The 14672-nt window shown below is 62.2% G+C and carries 15 protein-coding genes; 6 read left to right on the top strand and 9 right to left on the bottom strand.

The window, feature by feature from the left end; translation table 11 throughout:
* Positions 1–86 precede the first annotated feature (86 nt).
* From QZ638_RS17125 to QZ638_RS17090, 8 genes are all read right to left on the bottom strand, one after another.
* Positions 87–608, bottom strand: a complete 522-nt coding sequence (locus QZ638_RS17125; RefSeq protein ID WP_295813026.1) for an MgtC/SapB family protein — start codon at positions 606–608, stop codon at positions 87–89.
* A gap of 33 nt (positions 609–641) precedes the next feature.
* Entirely contained in the window at positions 642–1463 is an 822-nt protein-coding gene (locus QZ638_RS17120) for an amino acid ABC transporter permease (RefSeq protein WP_295813024.1), read from the bottom strand.
* A 62-nt stretch (positions 1464–1525) separates the two neighbouring features.
* Positions 1526–2332: a transporter substrate-binding domain-containing protein gene (locus tag QZ638_RS17115; RefSeq protein ID WP_295813022.1), complete on the bottom strand. Its 807-nt coding sequence runs from the start codon at positions 2330–2332 to the stop codon at positions 1526–1528.
* A 172-nt stretch (positions 2333–2504) separates the two neighbouring features.
* Positions 2505–3029, bottom strand: a complete 525-nt coding sequence (gene rplS, locus QZ638_RS17110; protein ID WP_295813020.1) for a 50S ribosomal protein L19 — start codon at positions 3027–3029, stop codon at positions 2505–2507.
* A gap of 240 nt (positions 3030–3269) precedes the next feature.
* The gene (gene trmD / locus QZ638_RS17105; RefSeq protein ID WP_295813018.1) at positions 3270–3971 is read right to left on the bottom strand and encodes a tRNA (guanosine(37)-N1)-methyltransferase TrmD; all 702 of its coding nucleotides are present in this window, start codon (positions 3969–3971) and stop codon (positions 3270–3272) included.
* Positions 3968–4531 carry a ribosome maturation factor RimM gene (gene rimM, locus QZ638_RS17100; protein ID WP_295813016.1) on the bottom strand — a complete coding sequence of 188 codons (564 nt, stop codon included), beginning with the start codon at positions 4529–4531 and terminating at the stop codon, positions 3968–3970. Before rimM ends, trmD begins: the two co-directional genes overlap by 4 nt.
* Positions 4532–4570: 39 nt before the next feature.
* Positions 4571–4945 (bottom strand): cell division protein ZapA, encoded by a 375-nt coding sequence (locus QZ638_RS17095; protein WP_295813014.1) that lies wholly within the window; start codon positions 4943–4945, stop codon positions 4571–4573.
* 9 nt (positions 4946–4954) lie between these two features.
* Positions 4955–5227, bottom strand: a complete 273-nt coding sequence (locus QZ638_RS17090) for a DUF4164 domain-containing protein (RefSeq protein WP_295813012.1) — start codon at positions 5225–5227, stop codon at positions 4955–4957.
* A gap of 443 nt (positions 5228–5670) precedes the next feature.
* Here QZ638_RS17090 and tkt point away from each other — a divergent pair, with 443 nt between their 5' ends.
* The 5 genes from tkt (at position 5671) to QZ638_RS17065 (ending at position 13291) form a co-directional block, all read left to right on the top strand.
* Positions 5671–7665, top strand: coding sequence for a transketolase (gene tkt, locus QZ638_RS17085; protein ID WP_295813010.1), 1995 nt, complete (start codon positions 5671–5673; stop codon positions 7663–7665).
* A 136-nt stretch (positions 7666–7801) separates the two neighbouring features.
* Positions 7802–8809 carry a type I glyceraldehyde-3-phosphate dehydrogenase gene (gene gap, locus QZ638_RS17080; protein WP_295813008.1) on the top strand — a complete coding sequence of 336 codons (1008 nt, stop codon included), beginning with the start codon at positions 7802–7804 and terminating at the stop codon, positions 8807–8809.
* A gap of 139 nt (positions 8810–8948) precedes the next feature.
* The gene (locus QZ638_RS17075; RefSeq protein WP_295813006.1) at positions 8949–10739 is read left to right on the top strand and encodes a potassium/proton antiporter; all 1791 of its coding nucleotides are present in this window, start codon (positions 8949–8951) and stop codon (positions 10737–10739) included.
* Between the two features lie 160 nt (positions 10740–10899).
* Positions 10900–12102, top strand: coding sequence for a phosphoglycerate kinase (locus QZ638_RS17070; RefSeq protein WP_295813004.1), 1203 nt, complete (start codon positions 10900–10902; stop codon positions 12100–12102).
* Between the two features lie 166 nt (positions 12103–12268).
* Complete coding sequence (locus QZ638_RS17065) at positions 12269–13291, top strand: class I fructose-bisphosphate aldolase (RefSeq protein WP_295813002.1); 1023 nt, start codon at positions 12269–12271, stop codon at positions 13289–13291.
* Between the two features lie 106 nt (positions 13292–13397).
* Here the strand turns inward: QZ638_RS17065 and QZ638_RS17060 are convergent, their stop codons facing one another.
* The gene (locus QZ638_RS17060) at positions 13398–13559 is read right to left on the bottom strand and encodes a hypothetical protein (RefSeq protein ID WP_295813000.1); all 162 of its coding nucleotides are present in this window, start codon (positions 13557–13559) and stop codon (positions 13398–13400) included.
* A 148-nt stretch (positions 13560–13707) separates the two neighbouring features.
* On the opposite strand from QZ638_RS17060, the gene QZ638_RS17055 reads away from it, so the two are divergent.
* A partial coding sequence (locus QZ638_RS17055; RefSeq protein WP_366936252.1) for an AMP-binding protein occupies positions 13708–14672 on the top strand: 965 nt, incomplete at its 3' end.

Here is a 14672-nt window from a genome sequence, read left to right as displayed (position 1 = left end):
CCTGCAGAACAAAGCCCTTATAGGCCGGGTTTCCAAAAAGTGCTTCCATGAGAGGGCTAATACCAGCCTTTCAGGGACTGGGCAATCTATCCGTCTTGCGTGTCGGTTTTGCCGTCGCCGTCATTTTTGGGCGGCTTTAGATCGAGATGGGTTTCAAGCCGCCGGATGACCGCCAGGACCAGGGCACCGAGAGTGCAGGCCAATCCAGCGATCACCCACAACCCCAGGCCCGCGGCAAGCCCCGTCGCGGCGGCGAGGCACATGCCCGCTCCTGTTGTCAGGCCACGAATGGCGCCGCGTTTGAAAATGATGAAACCGGCTGCGAGAAAGGCAACGCCGGCCGTGATCGCCTCCACCAGACGAATGGGATCGGCGCGGACCTGATCGCCGCCGAAGACTGGCATAGCCACAATCTCAAGCGCGATGACGGCGAAAACCGCCGAAGCCAGGCAAACGAGCATATGGGTGCGTAATCCGGCCGGTCTATCCGCCAGTTCGCGCTCGAAACCCAGGATGCCGCCCAGCAGAACCGAAACCGCAAGCCGCGCGGCGATGACCTGCCAGGGCAGACTGGTTGCTGGCGCGAATTCGGCGATCAATGCGTCCATTTCAGATGAATGCGTCTGGAACGTCGAGGTTCCCTAGCGGTTCGACTGACTCTTGCGCATGCGCTGCTCAAGCGCGCGAAGCGCCAGCGAGAGGCCCACGGTCAGGATCAGATAGATATAGGCAACGATGGAGTAGGTCTCGAAGAAGCGGAACGAACCCGAAGCATAAATCTTTCCCATCTGGGTGATGTCGGCAACGCCGAGCACCGAGACCAGCGAGGAGTCCTTCACCATGGCCACGAAGTCGTTTCCGAGCGGCGGCAGAATGGTGCGGATCGCCTGCGGCAACACAATGAGACGGAAGCGCTGGAAACGCGAGAGGCCGAGCGCCTTGGCAGCTTCTACCTGCCCTTCGTCGACCGACTGGATGCCGGCGCGGAACACCTCGGCGATAAAGGCCGAGTAGCCGATGGTGAGGGCTATGATGGCGCGCCAAAGAAGCGAGATGTCACGCACCTTGAGTTCACCAAGCATTCCGACTTCCTGCAACGGTGCGGTCAGCGCGTTCCAGCCTGTCACCACAAGCGGCACACCGGCGAAGGCGATCCAGAACAAAAGCACCAGAACGGGCACACCGCGGATGATCTCGACATAGAAGCGGGCCACCTGCCTGAGCGCCAGCGATCCGGACAGCCCCATCAGCGCAACCGCGAGGCCCAGCACGGTGGCAAGCGTGAAACCCGCCACAGTGACAAAAACGGTGATGCCGACGCCCCTCGATACGATCGTGAAGACCTGCGCATAGAGATCGCTAGCGGCGATGAGAACGCCAACGCCGAGGGCGATGGCCCCGGCAGCGACGAGCCACCAGGGAAAATCGCGCTTGACGGCGGGCCTGGTACCGGACACCGCCATAGGCGCTAGACGCTCCTCGAGAGGCAGCCGATCATGCCGGCGAGGGGCGAGCCAGCCACGTCCTACTCACCCATCTTGTATTCGAGGAACCACTTCTTGTTGAGCGCATCCAGCGTGCCATCCGCCTTCATGGATGCGATGGCCGCGTTGACGGGTGCGACAAGGTCGGAGTCTTTGGCGAAGATGAAACCGAAATCCTCCGAACCCAGCGGCTCGCCGAGCAGTTTCAAAGCACCGTCAGACGCATCCACATAACCCTGTCCGCCGGTGCTGTCGGTCAGAACCATGTCCACATCGCCTGCGCGCAAAGCCTGTACGGAGGCACCGAAGGTCTCGAACAGCTTGATGCGCGGATTGGCCTCGTCGCCGTCGAGCACTTCATAGACACCGGTGTAGAACGGCGAGGTGCCGGGCTGCGCGCCCATCAGGCCATCCTCATAGGCGGCGAAGCTCTCCGCGTCCGTGAAGTTTGTCTCGTCGCTGCGCACGAGCATGAACATTTCGGAACGCATGTAGGAATCGGAGAAGTCCACCTGCTCCTTGCGGTCTTCGCGAATGGTGATGCCGGTCATGCCCATATCGTACTGGCCGTCGGACACCGACTGGATCATCGCGTCCCAGCTCGTGTTCTGGTAAGTGACGGCGATGTTCAGCCGCTTGGCAATCTCGTTCACCGCATCGTACTCCCAGCCGACCTGCTCGCCGGATGTGGGATCGATGAACTGCAGCGGCGGATAGGCGTTTTCCGTGACGACAATGACCTCGCGCCCCTGAAGGTCGGGCAGGTCGTCGGCGCTGGCGGCCAATCCTGAGAACATGAAGGCGGTGGCGGCGATGGACGCAGCCAAGAGGGACGCACGCAACGTCATGACCAATCTCCCTGTGGCGGGCCGATGCTCGGCCGGGTGACTGGTTCTCCTTAAAGCAGAGTGTTTGCCAGTGAAAGAGCCGCGAGAAGGACAAAAGCGACGCGGCGAAACCGTCAAAAACAAAAAAGGCGCACCGAAGCGCGCCTTTCCTCAAAAACCGATGCCGCAGAGACTACTCGGCGTTGTTTTCCGCAGCGGCCGCTTCCTGAGCCTTGGCGGCTTCTTCGGCTGCCTTTTCGGCGGCCAACGCCTCGGCGGCAGCGATCTTCTCGGCCTCGATGCGTGCCTTTTCCTCGGCCGCAGCCTGGCGAACGGCATCGTTCAGGCGGCGAGCGCGCGCATTGGTGTTCTCGGTGATGCGCGCCGACTTGCCGCGACGATCGCGCAGATAGTAGAGCTTCGCGCGGCGAACCTTACCGCGGCGAACCACTTCGACGCCCTCGACGAGCGGAGAGTAAACCGGGAACACGCGCTCGACGCCTTCGCCGTAGGAAATCTTGCGAACGGTGAAGTTTTCCTGGAAGCCGGAGCCGGACCGGGCGATGCAGACGCCTTCATAGGCCTGCACGCGGGTGCGGGTGCCTTCGGTGATGCGCACCTGAACGCGCACCGTGTCGCCGGGCTGGAATTCGGGAATCTGACGCTGGGCTGCGATTTTCTCGGCCTGCTCGGCCTCGAGCTGACGGATAATATCCATCTCTGTGTCCTCTTGTTCTTGGCGAACCGTCAGAGCGCTCATCCCAGTGGCAGTATCGAGACCGCTTGAAGAGTGCCCTCCGCGAGGAGGAACAGGAGCGAATTCACGTGTTCTTTGGTTGGATCCAAACCGGCAATTGCCGTTTACGTGCGGCGCACATACACGACATTGCGCAAGGAATCAATATGGAGAACGACTGCAAAGCGCGAGAAACGCACGCTCAAAGCCGCCCAAACCATTTCAGCCCCCGCCATCCTTATAGGCCATCCAAAGGTCGGGCCGGCGCCGGCGCGTCAGCTTTTCCGCCTCGGCCCGTCGCCAAGCGGCGATCCTTGCGTGGTTGCCCGACAACAAGACGTCGGGGATCGGCCGCTCCTCGAAGAGCTGAGGGCGGGTGTATTGCGGGTGCTCCAGGAGGCCTCCCTCGAAGCTTTCCTCCTCGCCCGACGCATCGTTGCCCATGACGCCGGGCAGAAGCCGGATCACCGCGTCGAGCAAGACGAGCGCTGCCGGCTCGCCACCCGAGAGCACATAATCGCCAACGGAAACCTCCTCCAGATCGCGCGTTTCGATCAACCGCTGGTCAACACCCTCGAAGCGACCGCACAGAATGACCGCGCCCGGTCCCGTCGCCAGTTCGCGCACACGCCGCTGATCGAGCGGCCGGCCGCGCGGGCTCATCAGGAGACGGGGACGCGGATCGTCCGCCGGGGCGGCGTGGTCGACGGCGCGCGCCAGCACGTCGGCACGCATGACCATGCCGGCTCCACCGCCGGCAGGCGTGTCATCGACATTGCGGTGTTTGCCAGTGGCGAAATCGCGGATCTGGACCGTCTCCAGCGCCCAGCGCCCAGCCTCGCGCGCCTTGCCGGCCAGCGAGAGGTCGAGCGAACCGGGAAACATTTCCGGATAGAGGGTCAGGATCGTCGCACGAAAGCTCACCGATCCTCTCCATTGGCGAACGCATCGGGCTCTTCGTCATCGGTGAGACCGGCCGCAACCCGGTCGATTTCGACACGGCCTTCGGAAACCTTCACCTGCGGCACAGCAGCACGGGTAAACGGCACCATGGCCGCTCCTCCTTCGGTCAACGCCACCTCCAGAATGTCGCCGCCGCCGAAATCGTGCAGTGCCCGAACCTCACCGACGCGCACGTTCTCGCCATCAAAGACGGAAAGTCCGATCAGATCCGCATGGTAATACTCTTCTTCCCCCAGATCGGCCGGCAGCGCCGTGCGATCGATGAAAAGAGCCGTGCCGTTCAGCGCCTCTGCGGCGTTGCGGTCGCCCACCTCGGCAAAGCGCGCCACCACCACGTTCCTGGCAGGTCGAACGTTCGTGACGGTCAGCGTGCGTCCGTCCTCGGTGAACAGCGGACCGTAATCGCCGATGGCGAGCGGGTCACCCGTAAACGCCTTGACCCGAACCTCTCCGCGCAGCCCTTGCGCGCCGCCGACAATGGCGAGCTGGACGCGGGTATCGCTTTCTTTCGGTTTGTTCATGTGCCTGACTTGCCGTTGCCCAAAATCGGGGAAACAGGCTTATGCGTCGTTTTGCGGCTTGCCGGCAAGCTTGTCGGCCAGGTTTTCCATGCGCACGGCAAGATCGCTCAGGACGCCGGTGACGGCGGAATCGTTCCGCCCCGCCTGATTTACCGCCTCGTCGCGGGTCTTGCGGAGCGTGTTTATCTCGCCTTCCATGCCGCGCGATTTCTTCTGCAATTCCACCAGTTCGTCCATCACCATGATGCCGGCCATGACCGCCAGCCGATGATCGCCGATTTCGCCGAACGAGTCTTTCAGATGGGTGATGTAGCGATCGAAACGCTGGGCGAGATTGATGAGATGGTCTTCCTGCCCCTCATCGCAAGCCATGCGATAGGATTTGCCGTCAATGGTGACCGTAACCTGCGCCATCGCTCCGCCCTACCGATCCAGCACAGCGCGGATCGTCTCCATCGCCGTGACCAAGCGCCGCGAAACCTCGCGGTTGACCTCTTCGAGTCTCTGAGCCCGCGCTTCGGACTTGTCGATTTCCTGGGCGAGCCGCGCGCGATCAGCATTCATGCGCTGCACCTCGGCATCGGAATCCGCGAATTCGCGGTCCCGTTCCAGTCGCGCGTCGACAGCGTTCTCGAGCGAGGACAGCGCCGCGCCCAATCGCTCGACCACATCCTTGAGCGTGCTTTCACCACTCATGGCCGCCAACCCCAGTCCAGCATTTTCGGAAAGCGGCGTCCGCCAAAGCAGAGCAGGCGTGCGGTTCCCGAAAATGTTTTGACACAGGCAATCTTGCTTACTCTCATCCGCCAGTTATGCACCGAGGCGTGTGCCGACAGGCAAATTCACGATGCGTTCCGTGGAACCTCGGTTGCGAATCGCTGGCCTTACTAACCGTTTACAACGAAAAGATTAGGCGTCGTGTGAAGCCTCCGTCAACAAAACACGTCGGCTAATCCCCGAAATTGCTGTAACAAGGTTGATACAAAATCGCCCTTCCCCAACGGCATGCAAATGGCTGCAAACCGCACCTTTGTTGACTTCAAGGCCGCAACTGCTATGTGTCGCCTGCTTTTTCCAAAGGGCTGGAACTGCCTGTGCAGCCCACCCGACAACTGCCTAAAGCGGACCAGCGAGCAACCATGACCTCACGCGACAAACACGACCGGATGGCCAATGCGATCCGCTTCCTTTCCATGGATGCGGTAGAAAAGGCCAAATCGGGTCATCCCGGCTTGCCCATGGGTGCAGCCGATATCGCCACCGTGCTTTTCACTCGCTTCATGAAGCACGATCCGAAGAACCCGGGATGGGCCGACCGCGACCGGTTCGTGCTCTCGGCCGGTCACGGATCGATGCTGCTTTACTCGCTGCTTTATCTGCTCGGCTACGAAGACATCACCATCGACGAGATCAAGAACTTCCGCCAACTCGGTTCGCGTACGGCCGGACATCCGGAGTTCGGTCACGCCGCCGGTATCGAGACCACGACCGGCCCACTCGGTCAGGGTTTCGCCAACTCGGTCGGGATGGCCATTGCGGAGCGCATCCTGAACGCCCGTTTCGGCGACGATCTGGTGGATCACTATACCTATGTGCTGGCAGGCGACGGCTGCCTGATGGAAGGCATTAGCCAGGAAGCGCTGACCCTCGCCGGCCATCTGAGGCTCAACAAGCTGATCGTTCTGTTCGACGACAACCAGATTTCCATCGATGGCTCGACTTCGCTCACGGATTCCACCGACCAGTGCGAACGGTTCGCTGCATCGGGATGGAACACTATGCGCATCGACGGCCACGATCCGGACGCGATCGCCGCAGCCATCGAATCCGCAAGGGCATCCGACAAGCCGTCCATGATCGCCTGTCGCACCACAATCGGCTTCGGCGCCCCGACCAAATCCGGCACTGCCAAGGTGCATGGCTCGCCGCTCGGCGCCGAGGAAATCGCCGGAGCCCGCGAGACGCTCGGCTGGGACGCGCGGCCTTTCGTCGTTCCCTCCGACATTCTCGACGACTGGCGTCTGGCCGGCCTGCACTCGGCAAAGGAGCGCAAGGCCTGGGAAGACCGCCTCGCCGCCGCCGATGCGGAAACCCGTGGCGAGTTCGAGCGCCGCATGCGCGGCGACCTGCCGGAGAGTTTCCCGGCCGCCATGCTGGAATACAAGGAAGAGCTCGTAGCCGAACCGCCGAAGGTGGCCAGCCGAAAGGCTTCCGAAATGGCGCTGGAAGCGATCAATGCCGTGCTGCCGGAAACCATTGGCGGCTCCGCCGATCTGACCGGCTCCAACAACACCAAGACAAGCCAGACCGGTCCGATCAGCGCGGAGGACTTCTCCGGCCGCTACGTGCATTACGGCATCCGCGAGCACGCCATGGCCTCGGCAATGAACGGCATGACGTTGCACGGCGGCATCATTCCCTATGGCGGCACCTTCCTGACATTCTCGGATTATGCCCGCCCGGCCATGCGGCTGGCGTCGCTAATGCAGATCCGCTCCATTTTCGTTATGACGCACGACTCCATCGGGCTTGGAGAAGACGGCCCGACCCATCAGCCGGTCGAGCACCTGGCCGCGCTTCGCGCGATCCCGAACCATCTGGTGTTCCGCCCCGCAGACGCTGTAGAGACGGCGGAATGCTGGCAAGTGGCCATTGAAAGCCGCAACGCTCCCTCCACGCTGGCGCTTTCGCGCCAGAATCTCGCGCCGGTGCGCACCAGCCATGAGGCCGACAATCTGTGCGCTCGCGGTGCCTATGAGCTGGTCGGCTCCGACGAGGAGGCGAAGGTCACCCTTTTCGCCACCGGCTCGGAGGTGGAAGTGGCCGTTTCCGCGAAGGCCTTGCTCGACTCCGCCGGTTATCCGGCCCGCGTGGTGTCGGTGCCCTGCTTCGAACTGTTCGAGCAACAGAGTGAGGATTACCGCAAGGCCGTGATCGGCGGCGCACCGGTGAAGGTCGCCATCGAGGCCGGCATCCGCCAGGGTTGGGATGCGATCATAGGATTGGACGGTCTGTTCGTCGGCATGACCGGCTTCGGCGCCAGCGCACCGGCGCCGGATCTGTACAAGCATTTCGGCATCACCGCAGAGGCTGCAGCCAACGCCGCACAGAAGCGGCTGGCAGAGCTCGGGTGAGGCTGATAGCCCCGCCATCGCAACATGGGGCCGGCATTTGCCGGCTCTGCCATCTGGATTCCTGACGCCGACGCCGCTATGAAGCGGCGTCTCTTTCCGTGCCTGCGCACGGCCACCCACTCTCCGGAGGAAGTTCATGACCGTCAAAGTAGCCATCAACGGATTTGGCCGCATCGGCCGCAACGTCGTACGCGCGATCTACGAGTCGGGCCGCAAGGACATCGACATCGTTGCCATCAACGATCTCGGCCCTGTCGAGACCAACGCTCATCTTCTGCGCTATGACAGTGTGCATGGCCGCTTCCCCTCTGAGGTCGCGGTCGACGGCGACACGATCAGCATCGGTTCCGACTCCTTCAAGGTGTTCGCCGAGCGCGACCCCTCCAAGCTGCCGTGGGGCGATCTGGGTGTCGACATCGTGATGGAATGCACCGGCATCTTCACCTCCAAGGAGAAGGCTTCACTGCACCTTCAGGCCGGCGCAAAGCGTGTGCTGGTTTCCGCTCCGGCCTCCGGCGCGGACCTGACGGTTGTCTACGGCGTCAACCACGACAAGCTCTCCAGCGAGCACCTGGTTGTCTCCAACGCTTCGTGCACCACCAATTGCCTGGCACCGGTGGCCAAGGTCCTGAACGACGCATTCGGCATCGAAAAGGGCTTCATGACCACGATTCACGCCTACACAGGCGACCAGCCCACGCTCGACACCATGCACAAGGACCTCTACCGCGCGCGCGCGGCTGCAATGTCCATGATTCCGACTTCAACCGGTGCCGCCAAGGCGGTCGGTCTGGTGCTTCCGGAACTCAATGGCAAGCTGGACGGCGTTTCCATTCGCGTTCCGACCCCGAATGTCTCCGTCATCGACTTCAAGTTCGTGCCGAAAAAGACGGTTACCGTGGAAGAGGTCAATAACGCGCTGGTGGCCGCCGCCGACGGCGGGCTGAAAGGCATCCTCGCCTACACCAACGAGCCGCTCGTCTCCATCGACATGAACCACAATCCGGCCTCGTCCACCTTCGCGCTCGACCAGACGAAGGTAATCGAGGGCGACCTGGTGCGCGTGATGTCCTGGTATGACAACGAATGGGGTTTTTCCAACCGCATGGCCGATACGGCGGTGGCCTTCGGCAAGGCCATCTGAGGCCATTTGCGAGCCTTTGTGAAACGCCCGGTCATCGCGCCGGGCGTTTTTCTTTTGGCCGTGCTCTTGCATCTCACTTCCGCCGCATCTTTTATGAAAAAGAACAGCAACTTGTGGAAGGCGGGATCAAAAGAGGCGGATGGATCAGGGCATTTACGTCATAACGCTGGTGGGCACGGCCCTCGTGCTTTTCGCCGCGTTCTCAAGCCTGATCGCCTTTCGCTTCGGCGCGCCACTGCTTCTCATATTCCTCGGCATCGGACTGGCCGCAGGCACTGACGGGCTCGGGCTCGATTTCGACAATGCCGCCGTCGCCTATTTCATCTGCTCGCTGGCGCTGGCCGTCATTCTGTTCGATTCGGGCTTTGGCACCTCCCTGACCGCATTCAGGCAAGCCGCCGCACCAGCCATCGTTCTGGCCACGTTGGGCGTCCTGATGACGGCGGGACTGGTCGGCGTCGCCGCCTACTACGTAACCGGCTTCAGCTGGCTGGAATCCTTTCTACTTGGCGCGACGGTCGCCTCGACCGACGCCGCAGCCGTGTTTTTCCTGCTTCGGGTTGGGAATATTTCGGTGCGCGAGCGAGTGCGCTCAACCCTTGAAGTGGAGTCGGGATCGAACGACCCGATTGCCATCTTCCTCACACTCTCACTCGTCACGCTGATCGCCAGCGGCGAAGCGATACAGGCAGGAGAGCTGGCTGCCGATGTGGGGCTCGGCTTCCTGCAACAAATGGGCATCGGCCTGATGGCGGGGCTGGTCGGCGGCTGGTGCATTTTGCGACTGGTCATCAAGTTGAAGCTGGAACAGGGACTGCTGCCGATCTTCGTGCTGGCACTGTCGCTGTTGGTGTTCGCCTTGGCCGGCGCCATGGGCGGGTCGGGCTTTCTCGCCGTTTACGTGGCCGGTCTGATTGCCGGCAATGCGAGACTGCGCTCGACCGCTATGCTCAAGCGCTTTCAGGACGGGGTGACATGGCTGGCGCAGATTATCATGTTTCTTGTGCTCGGCCTTTTCGCAACGCCTTCGCAATTCGCCGATATCGCATTGCCGGCTTTGTTTATCGGTGTGTTTCTGATCTTCGTCGCGCGGCCTCTCGCGGTGACGCTGTGCCTGGCGCCGTTCCGGTTCTCCCCCGCCGAAAGCGCTTTCGTGTCCTGGGTGGGGTTGCGCGGAGCGGTTTCGATACTCCTGGCGATCACACCATTGATCGACGAGTTGCCGAATGGGCGGGCGCTGTTCAACATCGTTTTCATCATCGTGCTGGTGTCGCTGATCGTCCAGGGCTGGACGGTGGGACCGCTGGCGCGCCGACTGGGGCTCACACTGCCTCCGCGTATGGGGCCGCTTAACAAGGTGGAACTGGAATTGCCGGGCTCAGCCCATCACGAATTGCTGGCTTATCGTGTTGTCGCGGGAAGTCCGGTGGAGCGCGGGCAGCGTATTCCACGCTGGGCGAAACCCTCCCTGGTGGTTCGCAACGGGCGCTCCATGACCTATCAGTATGCGGGACGGCTCGCCGCCGGCGATCATGTCTATATCTTCGTGCCGGATCGTTATCCGCGCTTGCTCGACCGCCTTTTCGCAAGTCCGGCCGCCGTGGATCCCGAAGATGCCGATTTCTTCGGCGCCTTCCCGGTTGATCCGGAGCGCCCGGCCTCGGATATCGAGGCGGCCTATGCACCGGGTTTGAGCGAGGAAGACCAGAAGAAGACCATAGCCGAACTGATGCGCGAGCGCCTCGGCGGACGAGCCGAATATGGCGACCGCACCACGCTCGGCCAAATCGAGTTGATCGTGCGGGACGTCGACGAGGACGGAGGCATCACCGCCATTGGCCTGTCCATGGAACCGCTGGCTCCCGATGTGCGGGTGCCGCTGCTTCTCAGTCCGCGCGATATGCTTCGGAGGCTCTTCAGGAAGACTTAGGCGCCGGAGGGTGAGAGGTCGCGGAATTGCGTGTGCCATCTTGCGCCCGGCGCGCGGCGCTGTATGGTCGCCAGCGAATTCATATCATCGTTCCACCAGCGGTTCTGGCGGTCGATCCTCTCTCCGTAACAGAACCCTTCGCAGGAGACACCAACGCGCCATGCCGGATTTCAAGACCCTTGACGACCTCAACGATATCGCAGGCAAACGCGTTCTCGTCCGCGTCGACCTGAACGTGCCCGTCAAGGACGGCAAGGTCACCGATACGACACGCATCGAACGTGTGGCACCGACCATCCAGGAGCTGTCGAGCAAGGGCGCCAAGGCTATCCTGATGGCGCATTTCGGTCGGCCCAAGGGCAAACCCGACCCTGCCGCGTCTCTGGCACCGATCGCATTCGCGGTGGAATCCGCGCTCGATCATCGCGTGCATTTCGCCAAGGATTGCATCGGCGCTGCGGCGGCCGAAGCCATCGCCGACATGACGAATGGCGATATTCTGCTTCTGGAGAACACACGCTTTCACGCCGGCGAAGAAAAGAACGACCCCGAATTTGCCAAGGCACTGGCCGAGAATGGCGACATCTACGTGAACGACGCGTTCTCCGCCGCGCATCGCGCCCACGCCTCGACGGAGGGTCTCGCCCACCTGCTGCCGGCCTATGCGGGCCGCACCATGCAGGCGGAGTTGGAAGCGCTGGAAAAGGGTCTCGGCCAGCCGGCGCGGCCGGTGCTCGCCATTGTCGGCGGCGCCAAGGTTTCCACCAAGATCGACCTTTTGATGAACCTTGTGAAGAAGGTCGACGCGCTGGTGATCGGCGGCGGCATGGCCAACACTTTCCTGGCCGCCCGCGGCACGGAAGTCGGCAAATCGTTGTGCGAGCACGATCTGGCGCAGACCGCCAAGCAGATCATGATCGAGGCGGCCGAAAGCGGATGCGCGCTGATCCTGCCGGTGGACGCCGTGGTGGCGCGCGAATTCAAGGCGGGCGCGAAGAGCGACGTGGTCGCCATCGAAAACGTGCCGAGGGACGCCATGATCCTCGACGTAGGGCCGAAAAGCATCGATAAGGTCAACGAGTGGCTGGACCGTGCCGACACCGTGGTGTGGAACGGACCGCTGGGCGCTTTCGAAATAGAACCGTTCGATGCGGCAACCGTGGCAGCGGCAAAGCACGCCGCGCATCGCACAGAAGAAGGCCTGCTCGTTTCCGTTGCCGGAGGCGGCGACACGGTGGCCGCGCTCAACCATGCCGGCGTGGCCGAAGAGTTTTCCTATGTTTCGACCGCCGGCGGCGCGTTTCTCGAATGGATGGAAGGCAAGGCGCTGCCCGGCGTGGAGGCACTTTCGAAATCCGCCTAGATCGATTGAAATCGATCGTTTCAAAAGGCCGGTAACGACTTTTCGGTCTTGCGTTAAGCAAAGTGTGAATAGTCTGTCATTTCAATCGATTAGGGATTCGAAGGGCGCATTCCGTTTGACTGTGGCATCTGCTATGCGCCCGGTACGAACAGACAGGAGACCTGAAATGAGCGAACGGCTTGAGGATATTGCAGCCGCCATGGTGACCCCGGGACAGGGGATTCTGGCGGCGGACGAAAGCTCCGGCACCATCAAGAAGCGCTTCGACACGATCGGCCTGGAATCGACGGACGAGAATCGTCGCGACTACCGCGAGATGATGTTCCGTGCCGAAACGGCGATGAAAGACTGCATTTCCGGCGTCATCCTCTTCGACGAAACCATCCGCCAGAAGGCCGCCGACGGCACACCACTGGTCGATGTCATCAAGGCCTCCGGGGCCGTGCCGGGCATCAAGGTCGATGGCGGTGCAAAGGCGCTTGCCGGTTTCGATGGCGAGACCATTACCGAAGGTCTGGACGGCCTGCGCGATCGCCTGACCGAGTATTACGGCCTTGGCGCGCGCTTTGCCAAATGGCGCGGCGTGATCTCCATCTCCAACGATCTTCCGCGCTGGGGCGCGGTAAAGCAAAACGCACAGGCGCTCGCGCGCTATGCTGCGCTTTGCCAGGAAGCCGGCATTGTGCCGATCGTGGAACCGGAAGTGCTGATGGACGGCAAGCCGGGCGACCACTCCATCGACCGCTGCTATGAAGTGACCGAGTGGGTTCTGAAGACCGTCTTTGCCGAACTCTACGACGCGCGTGTGTCGCTTGAGGGCATGGTCTTGAAGCCGAACATGGTGATCGACGGCAAGAACGCCCGCAGGGCGAGCCGCGAGGAAATAGCCGAGAAAACCGTACGCTGCCTGAAGTCGACCGTTCCGGCGGCCGTGCCCGGCATCGCCTTCCTTTCGGGAGGCCAGTCGGACGAGGAGGCAACGGCGCATCTCTCGCTCATGAATGCCGGCTTCGACATGCCCTGGGCGCTGACCTTCTCCTATGGCCGTGCGCTGCAGGCCGCCGCGCTGAAGGCGTGGGGCGGCAAAAAAGAAAACGTGGCCGCCGCACAAAAGGCGTTCGCGCACCGCGCGAAGATGAACAGCCTTGCCGCCACCGGCCAGTGGAAACAGGATCTCGAGGCCGCTTGATCAAGCAGGCACATCGAGAACGCATATCACGGCCCGTCGGCGATCCTCGGCGGGCCGTTTTCTTTTCCGGGGGTTTGCGGAATTGCCGCTCAGGAGCGGAAGCGCCCTACTCTCCCCCTCGCAGAAGGATGGTGAGCGAGACCGCGGCAAGCGCGATCAAGGCAAGTTTCCAGAAATCGGCACGGCGTTTCAGCCCCGGCAAACCAAGCGGCTTGACGATGTGCACGATCATCATCGCCAGGATGAGCAGCAGCAGGATTTTTGTCATGAAAGTCGGATTCGCGAAGACATATCCTTTTGTGCCTCTCTGCCCGGCGCCTGTCAAAACCGCCCCTTCGCCGCAAGTCTGATTTACGTGCCGCGTGCCGATCCGCTATCGTCTCCTAAGAAAGCTCAAACCGCAGGGAGGAGGCGGGATGGCGTCGCGTTATCACGAGGTCTACCGGAACTGGCAACGAGATCCGGATCGTTTCTGGGCGGAGGCTGCCGCGGAGATAGACTGGTTCAGCCCCTGGGAGAAGATTTTCGACGCAGATGCCGGCGTCTACGGACGCTGGTTTCCAGGCGCGACCTGCAACACATGTTTCAACGCAGTGGACCGGCACGTCGAGGGTGGACGAGAAGACCAGCCCGCGCTCGTCTATGACAGCCCGATCAGCGGTCGCAAGAAAAGCTTCACCTATGGCGAGCTGAAAGACGAGGTGTCGGCGCTGGCCGCCGTTCTGAAGGACTTCGGCGTCGGCAAGGGCGATCGGGTGGTGATCTACATGCCCATGGTGCCGGAAGCGGTGTTCGCCATGCTCGCCTGCGCGCGTATCGGCGCGGTGCACTCGGTGGTCTTCGGCGGGTTTTCGCCGGATGCGCTGGCCGGCCGCATTGCGGACTGTGAGTCCAACATCGTGATTACCGCGGACGAGGGCGTGCGCGGCGGCAGGAAGGTCCCGCTGAAGGCGAACGTGGACAAGGCAGCCGCGAACGCGCAGGTCACGACGCTCGAACACGTGCTCGTGGTCCGCAACACGGGCGCCGACATCGACTGGACCGACGGCCGCGACGCGTGGCTGCACGACCGCGAAAGCGACGCGGACCGTCCCTGCGAAGAGATGAACGCCGAGGACCCGCTGTTCATCCTGTACACGTCGGGCTCCACCGGCAAGCCGAAGGGCGTGCTGCACACGACCGGCGGCTACCTCGTCTACGCGGCGCTGACGCACGAAGCCGTGTTCGACTATCACCCGGGCGACATCTACTGGTGCACGGCGGATGTCGGCTGGGTGACCGGGCACACCTATATCGTCTACGGCCCGTTGGCGAACGGCGCCACCACGCTGATGTTCGAGGGCGTGCCGAATTACCCGGACAGTTCCCGCTTCTGGCAGGT

This window comes from uncultured Nitratireductor sp., from assembly GCF_913053745.1.
Lineage (GTDB): Bacteria > Pseudomonadota > Alphaproteobacteria > Rhizobiales > Rhizobiaceae > Nitratireductor.
The sequence above is the reverse complement of the archived record's forward strand: the minus strand, read 5'-3'. Positions and strand labels throughout refer to the sequence as shown.